This is a genomic window from Trichodesmium erythraeum IMS101, assembly GCF_000014265.1.
GTDB classification, from domain to species: Bacteria; Cyanobacteriota; Cyanobacteriia; order Cyanobacteriales; family Microcoleaceae; genus Trichodesmium; species Trichodesmium erythraeum.
Window position 1 is genome coordinate 1,015,432 of the sequence record NC_008312.1, and the last position, 23,676, is coordinate 1,039,107.

The 23,676-nt window shown below is 31.2% G+C and carries 14 protein-coding genes; 10 read left to right on the forward strand and 4 right to left on the reverse strand.

Annotated features, from left to right (window positions below; genetic code table 11):
- The first annotated feature begins 1,728 nt into the window (after positions 1–1,728).
- The 5 genes from TERY_RS32200 (at position 1,729) to TERY_RS02960 (ending at position 11,569) form a co-directional block, all read left to right on the forward strand.
- Positions 1,729–1,953, forward strand: a complete 225-nt coding sequence (locus tag TERY_RS32200; protein WP_155994275.1) for a hypothetical protein — start codon at positions 1,729–1,731, stop codon at positions 1,951–1,953.
- A gap of 206 nt (positions 1,954–2,159) precedes the next feature.
- Positions 2,160–2,372, forward strand: a complete 213-nt coding sequence (locus TERY_RS32205) for a hypothetical protein (protein WP_155994277.1) — start codon at positions 2,160–2,162, stop codon at positions 2,370–2,372.
- 137 nt (positions 2,373–2,509) lie between these two features.
- Positions 2,510–2,749 (forward strand): hypothetical protein, encoded by a 240-nt coding sequence (locus tag TERY_RS02950; RefSeq protein WP_011610459.1) that lies wholly within the window; start codon positions 2,510–2,512, stop codon positions 2,747–2,749.
- Positions 2,750–2,916: 167 nt separating this feature from the next.
- A complete protein-coding gene (locus tag TERY_RS02955) occupies positions 2,917–5,127 on the forward strand; it encodes a cysteine peptidase family C39 domain-containing protein (protein ID WP_011610460.1) in 2,211 nt (736 codons plus the stop codon).
- Positions 5,128–5,389: 262 nt separating this feature from the next.
- Entirely contained in the window at positions 5,390–11,569 is a 6,180-nt protein-coding gene (locus TERY_RS02960) for a tetratricopeptide repeat protein (protein ID WP_011610461.1), read from the forward strand.
- A gap of 703 nt (positions 11,570–12,272) precedes the next feature.
- Here TERY_RS02960 and TERY_RS02965 read toward each other — a convergent pair.
- Both TERY_RS02965 and TERY_RS02970 read right to left on the reverse strand, forming a co-directional pair.
- The gene (locus TERY_RS02965; protein ID WP_011610462.1) at positions 12,273–13,691 is read right to left on the reverse strand and encodes a cytochrome c biogenesis protein; all 1,419 of its coding nucleotides are present in this window, start codon (positions 13,689–13,691) and stop codon (positions 12,273–12,275) included.
- A 263-nt stretch (positions 13,692–13,954) separates the two neighbouring features.
- Complete coding sequence (locus TERY_RS02970) at positions 13,955–14,686, reverse strand: cytochrome c biogenesis protein CcdA (RefSeq protein ID WP_011610463.1); 732 nt, start codon at positions 14,684–14,686, stop codon at positions 13,955–13,957.
- A 514-nt stretch (positions 14,687–15,200) separates the two neighbouring features.
- Between TERY_RS02970 and TERY_RS02975 the strand changes: the two genes are divergently transcribed.
- Together TERY_RS02975 and TERY_RS02980 are read left to right on the forward strand one after the other, a co-directional pair.
- On the forward strand, positions 15,201–15,455 hold the full coding sequence (locus tag TERY_RS02975) for a hypothetical protein (protein ID WP_011610464.1): 255 nt from the start codon (positions 15,201–15,203) through the stop codon (positions 15,453–15,455).
- The gene (locus TERY_RS02980; RefSeq protein ID WP_011610465.1) at positions 15,449–15,808 is read left to right on the forward strand and encodes a type II toxin-antitoxin system PemK/MazF family toxin; all 360 of its coding nucleotides are present in this window, start codon (positions 15,449–15,451) and stop codon (positions 15,806–15,808) included. Before TERY_RS02975 ends, TERY_RS02980 begins: the two co-directional genes overlap by 7 nt.
- Before the next feature lie 262 nt (positions 15,809–16,070).
- On the opposite strand, the gene TERY_RS02985 is transcribed toward TERY_RS02980, so the two are convergent.
- On the reverse strand, positions 16,071–17,249 hold the full coding sequence (locus tag TERY_RS02985; RefSeq protein ID WP_011610466.1) for a glycosyltransferase: 1,179 nt from the start codon (positions 17,247–17,249) through the stop codon (positions 16,071–16,073).
- A gap of 833 nt (positions 17,250–18,082) precedes the next feature.
- A complete protein-coding gene (locus tag TERY_RS29750; protein WP_081432388.1) occupies positions 18,083–18,280 on the reverse strand; it encodes a helix-turn-helix domain-containing protein in 198 nt (65 codons plus the stop codon).
- 346 nt (positions 18,281–18,626) lie between these two features.
- On the opposite strand from TERY_RS29750, the gene ccsB reads away from it, so the two are divergent.
- The 3 genes from ccsB to TERY_RS03010 all read left to right on the forward strand — a co-directional run bounded on the left by ccsB (position 18,627) and on the right by TERY_RS03010 (position 23,124).
- Positions 18,627–19,682 (forward strand): c-type cytochrome biogenesis protein CcsB, encoded by a 1,056-nt coding sequence (ccsB, locus tag TERY_RS02995; protein WP_011610468.1) that lies wholly within the window; start codon positions 18,627–18,629, stop codon positions 19,680–19,682.
- Positions 19,683–20,385: 703 nt separating this feature from the next.
- Positions 20,386–20,709, forward strand: a complete 324-nt coding sequence (locus TERY_RS03005; protein WP_011610469.1) for a KGK domain-containing protein — start codon at positions 20,386–20,388, stop codon at positions 20,707–20,709.
- Positions 20,710–20,844: 135 nt separating this feature from the next.
- Complete coding sequence (locus tag TERY_RS03010; protein ID WP_011610470.1) at positions 20,845–23,124, forward strand: DNA phosphorothioation-associated putative methyltransferase; 2,280 nt, start codon at positions 20,845–20,847, stop codon at positions 23,122–23,124.
- The last annotated feature ends 552 nt before the right edge of the window (positions 23,125–23,676 follow it).

A 23,676-nucleotide genomic window follows, 5' to 3' on the forward strand; every position in this document is an offset into this window, starting at 1 on the left:
TCAGGAATATCTTCGTAGATATAGCAATCCTAAATAGGTTGTAAAAATATAATTGCAAAAATAATATCTCTACTTCACTAGACAAAAAAATGAAGATTATAGATAAAATAGATAATTTTATACTTTAGAAAAAAAATCCTAAAGAAACAACAATAGCTTTAGTATTAAAAATGATTTGGTGAGTAAATACTCTTATAAAAACACCAATAATTATTAAAGGTTTCTCACAGTTTATAGATCTGAAATAAAAAAAATTAGCACTTTTTATAGCCCTATAAATTTTAATAATTTAGCTATATTTTTTTAAAAAACCACATTAATTTAAGTAAAAAAAGAGGAACCAATTTCTGGGTATTGAGCAAAAAAATATTTTAGAATATCAGGCTTAAAAAACTATTTACAACAAACAATTTAATGTAGTTTTTAATTCGCATAAAAGTTATTATAATGACTATGAAAAAGATGTTTATTCATTGAAATAATTCCCCAACCAAGAATTATACTAAAAATGATTAATTTGTGAAAGCAAAAAAAGTTAGAGAGGATAAATTGGCAAAATAGCAACGAGAAATAGAAACTATAAAGCTGGCTATGTTTATGATTAAGGAATGTTATATCTTATGAAAAGACTTTTGAGTTTATGGTTGGGTACCAATAGATAAAAGAATAAAAAATCCACTCACAAATGAAAAAAAATCTACTTATTCTGGCGTCTTAAACTACCAAGCCCCATAATTTATTGATGTTAAAAAGAAGTGGAAATACTGAAAATACTATGAAAAATATTTAACTATTTACAGCAGCCAAGGCAGGGAAAAAATGAGCAATATTTGGGGATAGAAGCACTGATAATAATTTGAGATAATTTTGATAATATTTAATGACAAAAAATAGCTAAAAAAACCGAAGGATAATGGTGAATAAATTGTATAAAATTTTCTCCGAATACCCCGGAGTAAAACCCCGTTAAAAATATTTAGTCACAAGGTAAAAATTTCATCGGACAATTTAATCATCTTTGCAGTTATTTGAAAATAGTTAATTTATTTGAAGTTTTTTGCACTCTGGTCAAATATTCGACTTTCCCCAACTTTTTAAGTATTAAATTGTACCACAACCAATACACGAAATGTTATGAGTAGTTAAGATGAATCTAAATATAGAACACTCTCTAGTTTAAATTAAAATAAAAATATATTTTTAGTAAAAATTAATGGGATAAAAATGACAATAAAAAGACAAGTTATTGTTCAAAAAACATAAACAGAAGTTTTTGTACTAAAAAAATAGAGAAGGTTACTTAATAATTAAAATTACACCCAAGTATAGCATTCTTTATTCACAGTTATTATAAAACTGTATCTCATAGATTAAATGAATACTATTATCTTAATTTATAAATATTTAAAAGAAACATAAAAATAGAAAAGAAAAGCAGATAAATTTTGTAAATAAAACTCTTTATTTTAATATCAATAAATATTTAAATCTAGTCATGATATGGTCTAATTTTTGGAAATCATTATGACTGAAAATACTATAAATAAATATTGATTTTTTTTATTTATATGTTTTATTACAATAATAATTACTTAATTAAAAAATATTTGGCTAAGTATTTATCCGGATATTACTAAACACTTAGGAATAATGAATTGTAATTCCCAGTAGTCAACATAAATTATTAAAGGTTACTAATGTAGTTAATTAAGGTTAAGGATAATTTTTATGCAAGAAAGACAAGAAACAAAAAATAATCAACTTTTTACTGATTTTTCTACTGAAGAATCTGCTACTATTAATGGCGGCCATAGATATTATGGTAGTAACAGTCATCGCGGTTATTACAGTTATGGCTATCGTAATTATTATCCTCGTTATTATCGTCGATCTGTACGTTACTATTCCCATTCTTCCTACTCCTATAATCCCTACCATCACGGCTGTTACTAATTAAAAATTTTTCATAGTAGTTTTCTCCTGATTAATTGAAAAAAAGTAATTTTTTTAGTATTTTTTTATCTGCCATTTATGAGAATATAATCAGGAAAAAAATATCCGGATGCTAGAAATAAATAAAGAATAATAGATAGGAATTTATAATATATTTATAATTTTTTAACTATCTTATAAACCCAAATAAAACAGAGGATAGTCTTATGCAAAAAACTCAAAAAAGCGAACTATTTTCTAACCTTTCTTCTGAAGAATCTGGCACTATTAATGGTGGTCATTATTATAATAATAATTACGATTATAGTCGCTCTGTACGTTACTATCATCGTCCTATTAGCTACCACTATCGTAGCTATAGCTACTATTATAGTCGCCCTGTCAGTTATAGCTACGGAGGCTATTATTATTGCGACTAAAAGTTAATGTAAAAATCAAAAAAATCTCCTGAAGCTTCACCTGATAAAAAGAATAATCTATTACAAATCATCAGATAGTTTCGTAAACAAATATAACTTAAACGACCTTATTGATTAAATTATATTTAAGGAAAAAAATGATGCAAAACACTCAAAATAAAGAGCTATTTTCTGATATTTCGACTGAAAACTCTGCCACTATTAATGGTGGTCATGGTTGTGTTTGTCATAACTATAGATCCAGTCGCATTGTAAATTATGGCTATGGTCGTGGCGACTATTATTATGTTCATTATAATCGTCCTATACGTTATGGCTATCGTCCTAGTGGTTATCGCTACAGTTATGTTAACTATTCTGATAGAGGATGTTACTAAAAGCGATATTATGGTGAGATTATAACTTTAATTAGTATTTCATTAAACTCGGCACCTGTAGATTTATAGGTGTCTTTTTCTGATTTTATTGTTTGTTAATAGAAAGAATTATTTGGTATATCAAAATTAATCAGTATAGTTATTTTTAAATTAAAAATTAAGTTATTATGTTAGACATTGTACCAATACCAATATTACCAAAAGCATCTACTGAACGTAAAATAAATAACTTTAATAAATATCCAATAATTCTTCAACAAAGTGAGGAAGATTGTGGAGCTGCTTGTTTAGCTTCTATTGCTAAATATCATGGTCGTATTTTAACAATTAATCGGATTAGAGAAATAATAGGTACTAATCAACAAGGAACTACATTATTAGGTTTAAAACAAGGTGCAGATACTATCGGTTTTAATGCTAGGTCTGTGAAAGCTAATCCAGAAATTTTAAATCAAATTGACCGTGCTCCTTTACCAGCAATTATTCATTGGCAAGGTAATCATTGGGTAGTTTTATATGGCAAACAAAGTGATAAATATGTAATTGCTGATCCTGCTATTGGGATTCGTTTTTTGTCAGAAAAAGAATTAGCTGAAGCTTGGGAAGATTGGATTTGTTTATTAACAGAACCTGACCCAAAACGTTTTTTTTCTGAGGCTGATGAAAAAGTTAGCAATATTAGCAGATTACTCAGACGAGTTTGGTATTATCGCCAAATTATTGTTCAGGTATTTTTGTTGAATATTGTCTTAGGTTTACTTTCTATTGCTTCTCCTTTCTTGGTGCAAATTTTAACTGATGATGTTCTAGTTCGGGGTGATTTTCAGTTACTTACTAGTGTAGTAATTGCTGTAATTATCATGAATATTTTTAGTAGTTGTCTGGAGTTAGTTCAATCCAATATGATTTCCCATTTTGCCCAACGTTTAGAGTTAGGAATAGTAATGGAATTTTGCAGACAAATTTTACGTTTGCCATTAAATTATTATGAGACACGACGTAGTGGTGAAATTATTAGTAGACTGACAGATATTAAAGAGATTAATCAATTATTTTCTCAAGTAATTGTGAGTTTACCTAGCCAATTTTTTATTGCTTTAGTCTCTTTAATTTTTATGTGTATCTATAGTTTTTCTCTGACTATAGTTGCTATTTTTATGGCAGTAGTTATGACATTATCAACTATTGCTTTGTTACCGATATTACAGCAAAAAACTAAAAATTTATTGGCTTTAGAAGCAGAAACTCAGGGTGTCTTAGTAGAAACTTTTAAGGGGGCAATGACTCTTAAAACTACCTCTAGTTCTCCTCAGTTTTGGGAAGAATATCAAGGTAGGTTTGGCAAGTTAGCTAATTTGAGTCTTAGAACTACTCAGATTGGGATTGTAAATGATGTATTTTCAGGTTTAATTAGTAATATTGGTAATATTTTTATGTTGTGGTTTGGCAGTAATTTAGTTATCGCTGAACAATTAAGTATTGGTCAGTTATTAGCTTTTATTGCTATGAATCAATATGTATCAAGCTTGGTGAGTACATTGGTAGGATTGATGGATGAATTAACAAAAGTTCAGACTGCTACTAGGCGACTTTCAGAAGTCATTAATTATCTTCCAGAAACGGATGGAAAGCATCAAAAACCGGAGGCTAAAATTAAGGATAATGATGATATTATTTGCTCTAATATTAGCTTTCACTATGCTGGTAGAATAGATCTATTAGAAAACTTTTCTGTGAGGTTTCCTGGTAGCAAGTCTATTGCTTTAATTGGTGAATCTGGCTGCGGTAAAAGTACAATTGCTAAATTAATTGCTGGTTTATATCCAGTCAAATCTGGTAATGTTCAAATTGGCATTTATAATTTGCAGGATTTAGATATAAATTCTCTGAGAAAGCAAGTTGTATTAGTACCTCAAGATGCTCATTTTTGGAGTCGTTCAATTATTGAAAATTTTTATTTAGCAGCTCCGGGAGTAACATTTGAAAAAATTGTTAAAGCTTGTCAAATTTCTGGTGCTGATGAATTTATTAGTTGTTTGCCTAATAAATATCAAACAGTTTTAGGAGAATTTGGAGCCAATATTTCTGGGGGTCAAAGGCAGCGTTTGGCAATAGCTAGAGGTATTGTTAATGAGCCACCTGTATTAATTTTGGATGAGTCAACTTCTGGTTTAGATCCGATAGCTGAGTCTGAAGTTTTGGAGAGATTATTGTCTTATCGTCGGGGTAAAACTACTATTTTTATTAGTCATAGACCTAGGGTAATTAGTAGGGCTGATTGGATTATTTTATTAAATCGTGGCCAGCTAGAATTGCAAGGTTCTCCGGCATCTTTACGGGCAAAACATGGTAATCATTTAGATTTTTTGAATCCTTAAAACAGATAAGTAGGAGATTAAATAGGAAGGTTTTATATGACGTTCATAGGTTATAGCAAACATAAGAAGAATTCAAACTAATTATCTAATAATTATCAAAAACTTAAAAAAAGACTGTGTTAATTGCTTAAAAATTTAAGTATCACCTCAATATAGTATTACTTTTGGTTATTGCTATAAAATTGTTACAGATTTAGTCTTTTGTTGCCACCTCAAGAGTGAAGTGTTAAAATTTAGTCTGTTGTCAATAAATTCAATAATAATGACTATAGCTAATCCTATTAAAAAGGTTAACCAACTACTTCGGGAAAGAAAATTTGATGATGCTTTTAAAGAGTGCCAAAAATCTATAGAAGTAAACCCTAATTTTTCCTGGAATTATTACTATTTAGGAAAAATATTAGCTGCACAAAATAAATGGCAAGAAGCACTTATCCAATATGAAGAGGCAGTTAAAATCAATCCTAACTCTGCAACTTTTTACTATAGCTTGGCTAAAACTTTAAGACATCAAGGTCAATTAGATGAAGCAATTAAATATCTAAAAATAGCTATTTCTCTAAAAAATAATGTGATTATTTATCAACAAACTCTAGCTGAAGTTTATGAAGTTAAGTTTGATTTTGTGGGCGCATTTAAAATTTGGCAAGAAATTATTGCTATTAATTATAATCATCCTGTAGCAACAAAAAAAATTCATTGGTTACGAACAGATATTGTTAGAGATTTTGTCGAGAATGGGGATAAGTTAAATAAGGAAGGAAAAATCAAGGAGGCTGTTAATTTTTACCAGCAAGCATTAACTATAAATTCCCAACAGCCTATGCCTATTTATCGTAATTTTGGGAATAATTTAATTACTTTAGGTAAATTTGAGGAAGCAGAAACGGTATTTAAGCAATTAAAAGAAATGTATCCAGAGCTAACAGATGGTTATGAGGGTTATGCAAGGTTAACTCATAGTTTAGGGAATTGGGAGTTGGCATTAAAGCGTTGGGAAAATGCTATAGAAAAGTTTCCAGAAAATATCGGTTTTCAAACTCAGAAAGGCAATATGTTGATAAATTTGTCTCGGTTTGATGAGGCAGAATCAGTTTTTCAAAGTTTAAAAGAAAAGTTTCCTCATCAACCTCAAGGTTACGATGGTTATGCCAGATTAACTCATAGTTTTGCTGATTGGAACTTGGCTTTGAAGCGTTGGGAAAATGCTATAGAAAAGTTTCCAGAACATATCGGTTTTCAAACTCAGAAAGGCAATATATTAATAAATTTATCTCGGTTTGATGAAGCAGAATCAGTTTTTCAAAGGTTAATAGAAAAGTTTCCTCATCAACCTCAAGGTTACGATGGTTATGCCAAATTAACTTATCGTTTTGCTGATTGGAACTTGGCTTTGAAGCGTTGGGAAAATGCCATAGAAAAGTTTCCAGAAAATATCGGTTTTCAAACTCAGAAAGGCAATATGTTGATAAATTTGTCTCGGTTTGATGAAGCAGAATCAGTTTTTCAAAGGTTAATAGAAAAGTTTCCTCATCAACCTCAAGGTTACGATGGTTATGCCAGATTAACTCATAGTTTTGCTGATTGGAACTTGGCTTTGAAGCGTTGGGAAAATGCTATAGAAAAGTTTCCAGAAAATATCGGTTTTCAAACTCAGAAAGGCAATATGTTGATAAATTTGTCTCGGTTTGATGAAGCAGAATCAGTTTTTCAAAGGTTAATAGAAAAGTTTCCTCATCAACCTCAAGGTTACGATGGTTATGCCAGATTAACTCATAGTTTTGCTGATTGGAACTTGGCTTTGAAGCGTTGGGAAAATGCTATAGAAAAGTTTCCAGAAAATATCGGTTTTCAAACTCAGAAAGGCAATATGTTGATAAATTTGTCTCGGTTTGATGAAGCAGAATCAGTTTTTCAAAGGTTAATAGAAAAGTTTCCTCATCAACCTCAAGGTTACGATGGTTATGCCAGATTAACTCATAGTTTTGCTGATTGGAACTTGGCTTTGAAGCGTTGGGAAAATGCTATAGAAAAGTTTCCAGAACATATCGGTTTTCAAACTCAGAAAGGCAATATATTAATAAATTTATCTCGGTTTGATGAAGCAGAATCAGTTTTTCAAAGGTTAATAGAAAAGTTTCCTCATCAACCTCAAGGTTACGATGGTTATGCCAGATTAACTCATCGTTTTGCTGATTGGAACTTGGCTTTGAAGCGTTGGGAAAATGCCATAGAAAAGTTTCCAGAAAATATCGGTTTTCAAACTCAGAAAGGCAATATGTTGATAAATTTGTCTCGGTTTGATGAAGCAGAATCAGTTTTTCAAAGGTTAATAGAAAAGTTTCCTCATCAACCTCAAGGTTACGATGGTTATGCCAGATTAACTCATAGTTTTGCTGATTGGAACTTGGCTTTGAAGCGTTGGGAAAATGCTATAGAAAAGTTTCCAGAAAATATCGGTTTTCAAACTCAGAAAGGCAATATGTTGATAAATTTGTCTCGGTTTGATGAAGCAGAATCAGTTTTTCAAAGGTTAATAGAAAAGTTTCCTCATCAACCTCAAGGTTACGATGGTTATGCCAGATTAACTCATAGTTTTGCTGATTGGAACTTGGCTTTGAAGCGTTGGGAAAATGCTATAGAAAAGTTTCCAGAAAATATCGGTTTTCAAACTCAGAAAGGCAATATGTTGATAAATTTGTCTCGGTTTGATGAAGCAGAATCAGTTTTTCAAAGGTTAATAGAAAAGTTTCCTCATCAACCTCAAGGTTACGATGGTTATGCCAGATTAACTCATAGTTTTGCTGATTGGAACTTGGCTTTGAAGCGTTGGGAAAATGCTATAGAAAAGTTTCCAGAACATATCGGTTTTCAAACTCAGAAAGGCAATATGTTGATAAATTTGTCTCGGTTTGATGAAGCAGAATCAGTTTTTCAAAGGTTAATAGAAAAGTTTCCTCATCAACCTCAAGGTTACGATGGTTATGCCAGATTAACTCATAGTTTTGCTGATTGGAACTTGGCTTTGAAGCGTTGGGAAAATGCTATAGAAAAGTTTCCAGAAAATATCGGTTTTCAAACTCAGAAAGGCAATATGTTGATAAATTTGTCTCGGTTTGATGAAGCAGAATCAGTTTTTCAAAGGTTAATAGAAAAGTTTCCTCATCAACCTCAAGGTTACGATGGTTATGCCAGATTAACTCATAGTTTTGCTGATTGGAACTTGGCTTTGAAGCGTTGGGAAAATGCTATAGAAAAGTTTCCAGAACATATCGGTTTTCAAACTCAGAAAGGCAATATATTAATAAATTTATCTCGGTTTGATGAAGCAGAATCAGTTTTTCAAAGGTTAATAGAAAAGTTTCCTCATCAACCTCAAGGTTACGATGGTTATGCCAAATTAACTTATCGTTTTGCTGATTGGAACTTGGCTTTGAAGCGTTGGGAAAATGCCATAGAAAAGTTTCCAGAAAATATCGGTTTTCAAACTCAGAAAGGCAATATGTTGATAAATTTGTCTCGGTTTGATGAAGCAGAATCAGTTTTTCAAAGGTTAATAGAAAAGTTTCCTCATCAACCTCAAGGTTACGATGGTTATGCCAGATTAACTCATAGTTTTGCTGATTGGAACTTGGCTTTGAAGCGTTGGGAAAATGCTATAGAAAAGTTTCCAGAAAATATCGGTTTTCAAACTCAGAAAGGCAATATGTTGATAAATTTGTCTCGGTTTGATGAAGCAGAATCAGTTTTTCAAAGGTTAATAGAAAAGTTTCCTCATCAACCTCAAGGTTACGATGGTTATGCCAGATTAACTCATAGTTTTGCTGATTGGAACTTGGCTTTGAAGCGTTGGGAAAATGCTATAGAAAAGTTTCCAGAAAATATCGGTTTTCAAACTCAGAAAGGCAATATGTTGATAAATTTGTCTCGGTTTGATGAAGCAGAATCAGTTTTTCAAAGGTTAATAGAAAAGTTTCCTCATCAACCTCAAGGTTACGATGGTTATGCCAGATTAACTCATAGTTTTGCAGATTGGAACTTGGCTTTGAAGCGTTGGGAAAATGCTATAGAAAAGTTTCCAGAACATATCGGTTTTCAAACTCAGAAAGGCAATATGTTGATAAATTTGTCTCGGTTTGATGAGGCAGAATCAGTTTTTCAAAGGTTAATAGAAAAGTTTCCTCATCAACCTCAAGGTTACGAGGGTTATGCCAGATTAGCTAATCATTTGGGGAATTGGGAATTAGCTTTGAAGCGATGGGAAAATGCGATTAATCATTTGCCCCACCATTTTCATTTTTATGTACAGAAAGGGAATGTTTTAATTACTTTATTTAGGTATCAAGAAGCAGAAACTTTGTTTGAGGAACTTATCTCAAAATATCCTCATCAACATCATGGTTATGATGGTTTAGCCAGAGTATTAATGCACGCCCAAAAATGGGAATTAGCCTTAACTTGTTGGCAAACTGCTATGGATAAATTTCCAAATAATCTTGTGTTTTTAGTTGGTAAAGCTAATGCTTATATAGAACTACATAAGTTTGATTCAGCTCAGGATTTAGCAGATAGAATATTTCGCCAATATCCTAACTATTATCAACAAAAATATGGTCTCCAAAAAAATATCATATTGCGTCGTTATGCGCTTGAAAAAAGTATCGCTTCTCTAAGCAAAGTCGAAGATTATTTCAGATATTTGTTGTCTGAATCAGAGGTTTTTCCTATTGCTTATTCTTGTGATCAAATACTTTTAGAATCAATAAATAATCTTACTCAAACTATGCACCATTTTATTACCCTTGGCATTATTGGCATAGCCGTGAAAAGATTATTAGATGATTACTTTTTAGAGGTATCACCTGGAGAGATATTAGCTTGTACATTTAAAAAGTTAATTACTCAAAAATTAGGGAATGAAAATTTTGACTTACAGCAAGCAGAAATATTATGTACTGAAGGAAATTTTCGGGCTGCTATTGATATTTACCTTAATCTAGGAGATGAGATAATAGAAGAATTTATTCCTGACTATCCAGAACATATTGATAGACTATTTTATGGAATAATAGAGCATAATATAACAGCAGATTTACCAGAAAAATATGGCAGTTTATCATTAGCAAAGGAAACCCTAGAAGCAGACTTAATAAATGCTGATTTTGATGGCGATAGTATTAGTATTTACTCTCAACTGGGTTATTTATTAGTACATCTAGGTGAAACTGAGAAGGGTTTAGCGTATTTAAACAAGGGTGTAGAAATTTCTATTTATAGTCAGGATGCCTATATCAAATTGGGCTACGCTTTATTAAAAATAGGAAAAAAAGATTCGGCATTTGCTAATTATAAACAGGCGATTAAATTAAATTTTGCTTTGGCTTTATTAAGTGCGACTTTAATAGAATGGGGAATATCTAAGTCTCACCAATTAATCAATAGTGGTTGTCAAAAGTTTGAAGTCTATCAACAACTTTCAAATTTGTTGATTCAAAAAGGTTTGTCAAAAGAAGCTTTGGAAGTTGTTCATAAAGTTCAGAATAAATTTGGTGATGGACACTATGGCAAGAAAAATTTAATCCCTATTTTAGTTGCTCAAGGAAATAAGCAGGAAGCACTAAAATACTATCAACAAGTATTAATAGAAAATCCTAAATCTGCTGATAAAAATTTGAGTGTTTTGAGAAGTTGTTCCTCTTTGGAAAAGTTTGAAAATCAAACTCTGCTACAAGCAGTAATGTGCGATAGATTTAAAATTGCTTATGCTTATATTCCTAAATGTGCTTGCACTACAATAAAAACTGTCATCAAGTTCCTATCATCTGAGCTTAAGAAGGATAACTATAGAATAAATAAAAAAATTAGTACTCTTAAGTATCAAGATCCAATGGAGATACATCGATTCCAAAAAATTTACTTGATAAATATGGGAAATATAACAACTAATTATTTTAAATTTGTAGTAGTGAGAGAGCCAATTAAGCGTTTTTTATCTGCTTTTTCTAATAAAATATTATACTCTAAAGAATCATTAGAAAGAACTAAATTAACCGCCATTCAATATCTATCAATGGCTCAGTTAGGAGTTAATCCCGAAATAAATTCGATGATTGAAAACTTAGAATTATATTCAGAAATGTCTGATAATTGGCAACTTCATATCAAACCGCAGCACACTTTTATGGGCAATCAAATAAAGGGATTCGATCGTATATTTCAAGTAGAGCGTTTAGGAGAATTAGGGAAAAAATTATCAGAAATAACTGGGTTTGAAATTAACTTACCCAGACTTAATACTGGAGGTAGAAAAATATCATTAGCAGAGTTGTCAGAGAAGTCTATAAAAAAATTAATTGACTTTTATTCCAGAGATTATGAGTTACTAAAAGATTATTATTCTCCAGAGAAAATTTGGGATGAATATCAAGCATTAAAAAGATAATACTAATCAAGATAGTTGCTTATGCAAATCAAACATTTAATATGACTCAAAAGCAAATATGTTGAGAAATTTGTCTCCGTTCTATGAGGGGTAAGCTAGTTTTTTTATAGTTCCCAGAAAAATATTTCAATTAACCCAAAGTGCTCAAACTCATAGCTAGTTAACTCCTCATTTTTTCCTGATAAATTTAACTTTAGAATTCTCGAAAAATTTCCGATAAAAGTTTCCCAAATATACATATAGTTTTGACGAATCAAAAGCCAATATGTTGATAAAATTCTCTCACTTCGATAAGGAGTAATCCAGTTTTTTTATAATTCCCAAGTTACCATAAAAATATTTAAATCAACCTAAGGTGCTCAAACTTATGGCTAGTTAACTCCTGATTTTTCAGGTGTAAATTTAGCTAAATAGTTAGCATTTGCTAATTATAAATAGGTAGTTAAATTTAATTTATTTTTAGGTTTATTAAATGCGACTTTAATCAAAGAGAGAATATCTAAGTATCGCCAATTGATCAATAGTTGCATTTAAAAATTGCGAGTATATTAACAACTTTAAAACTTATTAGTTAAAAAACAAAAAAACTGTATCAAAAAAAGCTCTGCAAATTGTTCATAAAGTTAAGACTAAACTTGATTATCTATACCAAGGTAAAAATATATCCAGAATTTATCCCCCAACTACCTTATTTAATTCTTGTTCAATTCTCACTTGTTTTAATACCCTCACTAAAATCTGAGAAAAGTTGCTTTTGCTTTTCAAGAGATATATTTTCATCACTTCCTAATCTATCTAAAATATCTAATATTTCCCGTTCAAATGTCACATTAGCACGATTAGTTTTACCCCCTATATAAAGTCGCTCACTCTCTTGAAAAGCCCAAATTTGAGAGTGAGAAACATAACTCATTAATACACTCAACATTAATAAACCAAAACCTAAATAAACAATTGGAATACCAGGGTCAGCTTTAATTTGTAAGCCTGTACTACCTATAATTTTGTCAATAAATAGAGTGACACCACTCACCTCTATAAACATTCCTTCCCGCACACTAGCAACTAACTTACCAGAAGTATCATAAACTAATACATTTCCTTGTAAATCTTTGGCAAGTAAAGATACACCTTCACTTAAATCTGGTTTTATAGGAACCCAAGTACCCCAAATTTTACCCCCTCCTTCTGTATTTAATTGTGCCATTGGTAACCGAAAAACAGGACTTTTATTAACCCTAACTTTAACTGCAGCGATCGCCCAATCTGCTTGATACATTGTCACCCCATGATAACGCATAGGTTGATTAACAAATATGGTTTTCCTATCTACTTCTTCTCCACTTTTATCTAATATTGATAAGTCAGAATAAAACTGGTCAATTCCTCCAGAAGGAGTATAATCAATCCAGAAACGATTGACTCGAACTGACCAATTTTTAGGAATTTGTGACTTAGCAAAAATTCCCGCATCAATAATATTTTTTACTTGAAATGTTTCCCCACTCGGCACTATTTCTTGACCAAGAAATCCAGTCATTGAGCCGATTATTGAACCTGCTAAAATTATTAGCATACTAGCGTGAACTATTATGGGACCAACTTTGCCAATAATTCCTTTTCTTCCATAAAGTTTATCTCCTTCTTTAGAAGTTTTATAGCCCCTTTTCTGTAATATTTCTTCTAAAGAATCTAGAGAAGCTGTTTCTATTTCTGCACTTAATGCTAAGTTTTTAAATTGTTGTTTTTTATTATAAAATTTCCAGCGGTTCGCAGATTTTAGGGCTGGTAATTGTCTAGTAAATGTGCAGGCAGTTAAACTAGCTCCGAATAATATTAATATTGATAAAAACCACCAAGTCCGGTAAACATGATCTAATTCTAATAATAAAATTACTTTCCAGGTTAAAAAACCAAATAATGCTGGTTTTTCTGGATAGTTTTCTTGATAAAAAGCTATTGACTCACCTTGTTCTATAACTGTGCCTGAAATACTACAGATAGCTATTATTAAAAGTAGAGCGATCGCCAAGCGTAAATCAGCTAATAATGGCAATATTTCTCGTTTAAATATTCTTAAAGGATTTATCAGAGAATTTTTATCTGAATCTTCAACATCCATTGATTTAATTACTATTAGTTTCAATAATTTTTATTGTAGTCAATAAGTTAGGTATAACTCAACATTAAAAAAAATCGCCCGGTGGTTTAACTAAAATTTTTTATAAATTAGCACTTTATTCCTAACAACTATATCTATACTCCTTAGGCTTATTTCTACTTGCTTACTTTATGAGAGAAGTATTAATATTCCTAATATAACTTATATTAAATCCATTAATTAGGTATAAAAAAACTGATAACTAAATGCTAATAGCTGCAAACTTACACTGGTATAATCCTAGATAAAAGTGAAAATACACCAAAACCAACTAATAAAATTCCACTAGCAGGTGTAATCCAACTAGACCATTTTCTAATTTCCAAAAATTTTTTAATATTAGCTGTAAAAGCTCCTGCTAATATCAAAGGTGTGACATAACCCATAGCATAAAATAGCAAGAAAAATCCACCTAAAATTAAATCTCCAGTAGTCGAAACCCAAGCTAATAATGTCGCTAATACAGGAGTGCTACAAGGAGATGCTATTAAACCAAATGTTAAACCTAATAAATATGAACGTACTCCTTTAGGTAAATCTTGAGATATCCATCCCATACTGTCAAAAGATGGCATTGGTAATGGTAATGCTTCTAGTAAGTTAAGACCCATAAAAATAGCTATTATACTAACAACAATTGGTAATCCTACACCTACTTGACCATAGACTTTTCCCAGCAATGATGCTATAATACCTAACCCAGCTAAAGTTGTAGCTAATCCTAGAGAAAACCAAGCAGATTGAACAGTAGCTTGAATACGACTTTTAGCTTCGTATCCGCCAATATAACCAATAGTTATTGGTAGCATGGAAAGCATGCAAGGAGTAAGACTGGTCAGTAAACCAGCTACAAAGATAGTTACTAAACTTACCCAACTTAGGTGTGTTAGTTGAGTTTTTACTAAACTATTTGCATATTGGGCGGTTTCGTAAAAGAAAGTTAGGATAGTTTCCATTGTTTGGTTACCTTAATAAGAGTTGTATGGCTTTTATACTTATAGAATTTTTGATAGCTTCATTAAATAATGGTATTTTATAGCAAATTTCAACAATCAATGCTACAGCTACAAAGTTTGCTACCCTATCTCCAGGGTATTAATTTATTAGCTTGGTCATCATAGCTGAACTTTAAGTCAACTAAAAGCAAATTAGTATTATGATAATTTGCTTGAGGCGAATCCAATTGTATTATCTTGATTATGAGTGTAGGTCTGTCTTAAATGATTTATACCTTTCAAGTTTTATATATGTGGAGCCAACTTTTTTAGATTTTAGATTTTAACAGGATTTAAGGTTTACTCTGGAATTCTCTGAAATAAATTTAAATCTAGTATGTAGAATAACTTTTAAATATTAGTAAGGGGGAATTAAATTATTTTTAACAAATTAAGATCTTGAGACTTTTCCAAAAGTGTATTGACAGTAATATGACCAGTGATTATACTAACAAGAAAGTCAAAGTATAGTTATATGGCCACTGTAAAAACTGCAATATCACTACAAGAGTATCTGTTTGAACAAGCTGAAGCAATAGCAGCAGAAATGAAAATTTCTAGAAGTCGTTTAATTGCCATTGCTCTAGAAGAGTTTATCCGTAGGCATCAAAATCGAATATTGCTAGAAAAAATAAATGCTGCTTATGGAGATATTTCAGATACTGAAACATTAGCATCAAGAAGTACTATTCTTGAAAATCATAAAAGTATAATAGAGGACGAGTGTTAATTAATCAGGGCGATATATTCTGGATAGAGTTAGGAGAACCATCCGGTTCTAAGACTAGCTATAGACATCCTCATGTTGTCATCCAAAACAATGTTTTTAATTTTAGTCTAATTAATACTGTTGTTGTTTGTAGTTTAGGTTCTAATTTGAAACTTGCTGCAGTTCCTGGTAACATTGTGTTGTCACTAGGTGAGGCTAATTTACCAGATCAAAGAGTTGTAAATATATCCCAAATATTTACAGTTGAAAAAGCTAAACTAATAGATAAAATAGGTACTCTTTCACCAGAGAGAATAGAACAGATATTAAATGGAGTAGAACTTTTACTCAAACCAACAGATATGGAATCATAAATTATTTTTTTTAGCTTTTGCTAATAACTTTATTTCCTTGATTTAATTATCAGTAATATTCAGTTCATTATTTAGGTATAGTTATTGTCAATAAATTAGGGATATTTGCCAAGGTATAAAAAATTAGTTATTTATATCCCTACTACATTTATTTTTTTACCTATTTTAAAGAATGTATAGTATTTTTAACGAATATATCAGGCAAAGCAAAGATTAGGACATTTATAAATGCTTATGACAATCGCCAGGGATTGCTTCTAACTTATAAACTTACCTTAATGCCATATTCTATATCAGTATAAAATGACTGAAGTAACTTTGTATTTTCCTGCCAGTTAAGATGAGTTTTGGCAAAATTAACTGCTCCCTCACTTAACTTTTTATAATTAGAATCAACATTCAACAATTTTTTCACAGAATCAACAATATTAACTGCATCAACCACAGGTAAAACTAAAGCATCTTTGTGATTTTCCATGACCAAACCAATATTAGTAGCAGGCAAAATTACAGGTTTACCCATTGCTAAAAATTCCGGCAATTTACAAGGGAAACGATAATCATTAAATTTATCAGGTCTACCTGGTTGAATTAACACACTTGCTAAAGCTAAAATTTCTGGCATTAAACTCCGGTCTACATATCCTAATTCAATAGCATGTTGTCTTGCCCAACTATCATCATCTCCCAAAAAATTACAGAAATCTCTACCAGTTCTAATTAAAACTGCAGGTTGACCTTCTCGGTTTAATATTGCCACTGCTAAATATAAACTTCTCACCTCATAGGTATTAGCAGCATGAACATTTCCAGTGTAAGAAAAAACCAGACTATTGTCAGGGACACCAAATTTTTTAGCTATTTCTGGATTAGAATTTCTCGGATAAAAATGCTCAGTTTCTACACCAGGCCATAAAATTAAACTCGGCACATTATTGGGCACAAATTTTTTTAATTTTTCAATAATAACTGTCACTCCATCCGCACTTGCGAGAAATTCCTGATATTTTTGAGGATGAGAAAGATTATCAGGAATTTCCAGACTTCCATTAGCAGTAATAATTTCTTCAAAAGGTTTATTTAAGTATTTTTCTAAGACATGTTCCTCATTATCTTCCAAGTGAATAACTAACTTAAAGTCATAAATTTTCCGGAGTTTATAGCAGTAATTTCTAGTAACTTCCCTAGGAGTCCAAACATGAATAATATCCGGTCCTTGTTGATTTTTAAAGCATTCATTTAAGCGATAAAATTCTCCATATTCTGTCACTTGATACAAATTTGCTAAATGTTTTCCGACCATTGAAACAGTCTGTTTATTTTTAGGTACAGCTACCACACAATCAAAACCCAATTTAACCAAATTATTAGCAAAATGATGCACATGCAGCGCACTATTAGAATGGAAATCTTCGTACAGAACAAATAAAATATTTTTCATTAAAACTATATCTGGGAAAGTTAGATTTTTATTAACAGTATTTTTAAGTGATTTTATTGATAGTAATTCCTACACTTTATGAGCTACAATAATAACAATGTATAAACTTGTCATGAATGTTTTTTTGGTAATTTGTAACAGATCTTAGGTAATAGATGGATTAAATATTTATCCTTTCTATTCATAATATTTTTTTTTAAGAATAGCTAGAACCATTAATAGTAAATATTAATAAAGGGAAAATTTCGGGATCGGCAAGAGGTCAATATAAGGAATAATAAACTCTTCAATAACTGCTCTGGCTATCTCTTAATAATGAATTTTGGCATTATCCATTATCACACAAGGTTTTATCCATAGTAATAGGAATACCTCTTAAACTATAAAAGCTTTCCTAAAGAATGAAATCTACTTCAAAATTACTTCATACACTGCTACATAATTATTAACTTTATGCCAAAACTTTTTTTCTTAGATTTAAGCCACTCAATGCCGAAATATTTTGCCCTTGCCCGTTGAGTTTTTCTCCTCTAGCCCTTGTTCTTTTTTATCCCCTAGATCATGGAAAAAAGTGCCTTACTAGATTCATTCCTAATTGATCTAGAACAGAAAAACTAAATTATCTAATTCTTATCCTCTGACTATTCCCTAAAAATCTGCCCTTTTATATGGCATTTAATACTTTCTTTTAACGTATAGTTCAATTTTTTACCTCTTATTACCATTATACTTTTTCTCTCTTTAACTTCTGTGGCAGCCTCCATTAAATTACATAATTATTCATTAGTTAAATGATTATTTTTATCCATTATTTCTATTAAGATTAATAATTCTTAACTATTTAATTTAGAAGGAATACTTCCTCCTCGAGTTAAAGGTCTAATATCTCCAGTTTCTTGATATTTTTTGATTAATTTTTGAATAAAACTTTTACTAACTCCAAACCTTTGAGCTAGTTTTCTTATGGAAATTTTTTCTTTTTCCCAAATTTCGATAATTTTTTTTCTTAAGTCTATAGAATAAGGTTTCATCAATTTTATTTTAAATTTATGGCCATAAATACTATACCTCTTAGTCTACCATTAGACTCTGGGAATTACTATATCTAGTTAAATCCAGTTTGGCATTTACCACAAACAAGTAAACTGCAATCCATATATATTAAGCTTTTCTCAACTAAAATATATGATCTATAGTAATTGGATTTGGTATGATAGAGAGCGTTTATTATAGAACTGATATGGCATATTTTTCAAGTCTTATTAGCTTCTTTATTACAAGAAAATCAACTAAAACGTTGCCTTAAAAGCTTAAAGCTTTGAGGCTTTAGATAAAATTTTTCGGTCAAATAAAATACATAATTATGGAGAAAAATTAATGGATCTAGTCAAACTCCAAAAGTCATTGGACAACATCTCGTTTGGTATCTTGTTTGCCACAATGCTTATTTATTGGTTGGGTGCTGCTTTTCCTCGTATCCCCTATCTCTCAATTTTAGGTTCTACAGGAATGGCGATCGCTAATCTCTGTATTGCCACATTACTCGGAGCTCGCTGGTTAGAAGCTAGTTATTTCCCTATTAGCAATTTGTACGAATCTTTATTTTTCTTGACATGGGGAATTACCACTATTCATCTTATAGCTGAAAATATGAGTGGCGCTCGCCTGGTTGGAGTATTTACCTCTCCAATTGCTATGGGTATTTCTGCTTTTGCTGCCCTAACTTTACCCTCCAATATGCAGATATCTGAGCCCTTGGTGCCTGCTCTAAAATCTAATTGGTTGATGATGCACGTTAGTGTCATGATGTTGAGTTATGCAACCCTTATAGTAGGGGCATTATTGGCTATCGCTTTTCTTATAATAACCAGTGGCCAAAAAGTTGAACTTAGTGGTAGTTCTTTTGGCACTCGTTCTTCTAGAAATAATCATTTTGTGAAGTATCAAAAAAATTGGCAACTACAAAAAGAAAGACCATTACTGAAGGAAATCAAAAACAACTATAAACCTTTTCCCCAATCTACAAAAAATGACCATAGTCAAACTTCAGTCTTGGAAATAACCGAGGTTACTCAAAAAGTTGATCCAGAAATAATACTTTCACCAGAACGTTTAAATATTGCTCAAATCCTAGATAACATTAGCTATCGTATCATTGGTTTAGGATTCCCACTACTAACTATTGGAATTATTGCTGGAGCAGTTTGGGCAAATGAAGCTTGGGGTTCTTATTGGAGTTGGGACCCAAAAGAAACTTGGGCTTTAATTACTTGGTTAGTGTTTGCAGCTTATCTTCATGCCCGTATTACTAAAGGATGGCAAGGGCGAAAACCTGCTATTTTGGCCGCTACTGGATTTGCTGTAGTCTGGGTATGTTATTTAGGAGTAAATCTTTTAGGTAAAGGTTTACATTCTTATGGTTGGTTTTTGTGACATTCTCCCGACCCCGACTTCTGAAGGATAAAGCGCGGGCTTCCAATATCACTCTTAGACATTCCTATCCTACGCCACTGATCTAGGTAAAAATGCTCTCGACAGCCCGAAGCTTAGGTAAAAATTTAGGAAATCATAAGGACTTTATTTGTCCATACTTTTTGATCTAAGGAAATCCATAATCTAACTTTTGAAAAAAAGTCCCAAGCATTGTGCAATCTTCGAATAGTTATCTGCAACATCTCAGAGAGAAACAACCCTAGTAGTGGAAACTGCTTGTTGCCCTTGGGGAGGTTATTTTGCTGTTTGTGATATCCATAGAACAGATAATTAACCCTCATAATATACCCACACTCCAAACGACACCTGCTTATTGGGCACTTTCATGAAGCAATTTAATCCTTGAGTTCCCGAAAAGTATACTTATAAAAACTATGACAGGTTTCGAGTCATTCATTCAATAACTCGACCTATTTTTCTTAGGGATAAATTAGATAAGTGTAGTTGAGGGCTATCAGAGCTCAAGTGATACCAAAAAAACAATTACAGTAAATGCTGATTTTAGCCTCTCAACTCAGGTCAAATATGCTTAGGGGAGTCCATGTATACTGACGCCAAATGGTAGATTATGAGATGTACTCCTTATTCCCTTTTTTTTTAATTCTTACCTTATTTCACTCAAAATAAATTCTAGATAATTATTATGGAAACTGAGGTTAATCTACTAAGTAATGATGATGTTTTGTCTACAGGTGCGAGTATTTTGATGTTTCAATGTACATTTAAAGTTAGTGAATATATAACTATGATTTTAGCAAAACTAGAGTCGGAAAACCTATTTGAAGATGGGTTAGAATGTCAATTATTAAAACCTGGTTATTACTGGAGAAAAGGAAAGGTAAAACTTCGTTTAGAATTTCTGACAGAAACTTCTGATACTGTTTCAAAAAAATGGTTGTCTCGAAGTGTTGTTAGTTCTATTAGTTATCCTGAAGAAGTTGTAGAAGATGTAGGAATGTGGAGTTAAATTTCAATAGATTATCAATGTTGAGTTAGTAGTTTTTATAGTGTTGCTCAAGTTACTGGAATACAGTTTTTTTCTTCTTTTCTATTCCCTGCTTCTCAAATTACTATTCCCTATTCCTTACTCCCTAAAATAGCAATGGAAAATGAACTTAATTTTCAAAAAAAAAGTAGCTATGAACTCCTACTCTATTTGGCTTTAAATATAAAAAACTTTCAAATATCGCCTAAAATAAAATTAGAAACTGACTTACCCCAGAAAGTTAGAGACGATATCAAAACTTATTTTTGTACTTATAAGTCTGCTTGTCAATTTGCTAATCAAATATTTTTAGAAGTTTATCAACCAGGAGCGATTAAAAAGTACTGTCAACAAAGTAAAATAGGGAAAAAATTACCAACTGCTCTTTATATTCATATTTCTGCAGTTGAACAACTTCATCCCTTACTGCGACTCTACGAAAATTTAGCTCATCATTTATATTATAAAGCAGTTTCTAGAGAAAAAACTGATGCTAAAATTACCACATTAATAAAGTTTAATTTTGACAAACCAACAATTTCTTATTTACATTATCCAGATTTTGATATTGACCCTCATCCTGCCTTAAAAACTAGCATTTCCATTAATATGAATAATGGAAAAGTTGAGCATAGAAACTACAGTAATCATAAAAACCCTCCCGTTTTGCATCGGAAAGAAACTTTTGTTACTCCTAAATATCCCCAATACGAAAAATTCGCTAAGTTAACTTCTGATGAGGTTCAACTAGGACTATTAGATAATACTTGTTTAATTGGTACTCGTCAAGGATGGTTAACGCACCTCAAAAATCATGGAATAGAAATTCAAGATCATCATGTTATTCAGCATACTATTGAGATGCCAATTCCTCAAATAAAACGTCATAAAGCTGCTATAGTTCGTAAACAAATTTCTAAACCAGTACGTTTAGCTATAGAAGCAAATCTATTTACAGAAGGTAGAACTTTTTTTGACTATGGTTGTGGCTATGGTGAGGATATCAAATATATTGCTAAAAAAGGTTATTTAAGTGCGGGTTGGGACCCCTATTATTTGCCAGAAACTCCTTGTATTGCTGCTGATATTGTTAATCTTGGTTATGTAATTAATGTAATAGAATCTTTGACAGAACGTAGGGAAGCTTTGATTAAATCTTGGGGGTTAACTAAACAAATTTTAATTGTTTCTGCTATGGTGCTAATTGATGATAGTAAAACTGAGGGAAAACTTGCTTATGGAGATGGCATAATTACAGCTCGTAAGACTTTTCAAAAATATTATGAACAGGAAGAATTAAAATCTTATATTGACCAAGTGTTGAATGTAGATTCGATTCCTATTGATTTAGGAATTTTCTTTGTTTTTAAAGATGAAGCAGAAGCTCAAAATTTTCGGGCTTCTCGCTTAAAAAGTCGTTTATTAACCCCAAGAATAAGTTGCAAAAATAAGCGGTTTGAAGATTATGAAGAACAGCTTATTCCTTTAATGAATTTTATGAGCGATCGCGGTCGTCTACCATTCAGGGGAGAACTTGTGGAAGAGACAGATTTAATTGCAGAGTTTGGTACTTTTCGTCGTGCATTTCAAGTGATTATGCAAGTAACAAACTATCAAGAATGGGATGAAATAACAGATAAACGTCGTCAAGATTTGTTGGTATATATAGCCTTGACTAAGTTTGGTAATAGACCTAAGTTTTCCCAATTATCAGTAGTAGTCAGAAATGATATTAAAGCTTTATTTGGTAGTTACACTAAAGCCTGTACTTTAGGTGATTTAATGTTATTTAGTTTGGGTAATTCTGACTTGATAAGTAAATGTTGTAAAAATAGTTTTATTGGTTATAAATATACTAATTCTCTATTGGTTCATATTTCTGCTGTTCCAAAACTTGATCCCTTGCTGCGACTTTATGAAGGTTGTGCTAATCGAACAATTGGTAGGTTAAATGAGGCAACTATCGTTAAATTTTATTATAAATTACCAATAATATCTTATTTATTTTACCCCGATTTTGATACGGAAGCTCATCCAGTTTTACGTACAAGAATGAATATTGATTTGCGAGACTTGAGTGTTAGCTATGAGGATTATAAAAATGAATATAATCCACCAATTTTGCACAGAAAAGATGCTTTAGTAACTTCAGATTATCCCCACTATGAAAAGTTTACTAAACTTACATTACAAGAAGAAGATAGAGGGCTTTTAAATAATTTAAAACAAATTCAAAATAGACTGGGATGGCTAAAATGTTTAGAGGAAAATTTTGCAGAAATTAAAGGTCATCGTGTTTATTGGCGTACTAATGTTGACCCTTATCAGTTAAAAATATTAAAGTCTGCTGATGCTGCTCGGAAGCGCAGAAGAAAACAACAACTAAATCAGAAATGAAAATTTAGCAGTTGAAGATGTTTTATACCAAGCGTCAAAAAGAATGTTATAAGTAGTTTCAAACTATATATATCGAATAACTTCCTCAAATGACTGAGAGGGTTAAAGTTTGGAATTTTCAAATCTTAATATATGAATATATAACTTCTATGAAGTGTAATTAGATATAGCAATTTTTATTTCTGAGTGAGCTACAAAATTCATTTATTTTACAAGCCAAAGAGTAGCTGGGGAGATTATATGCAATGTACATTATTAATAAGCACCTAAACAAAATTGTTGACCTATTTGATGTGAGACTTGTATTATAATAGATGAAGGCTAAAAATAATTTGTAATTAATCTTGTGTACCTGCTATTTTCTGGGGGTTTTAGGGGAATTCAAAAAATAAAAACACTATACCTCACTAATTTGATAAACCTTATAAAAATTAATACTCAGCTATCACTCTATTGCTCATACAAAATCTGAAAAAATTTGTATATATTCTGAAAAAAATGCTTAGTAGTAAGTATGATAACAATAGTGAAAAAAATGCAACATTTTCTAGA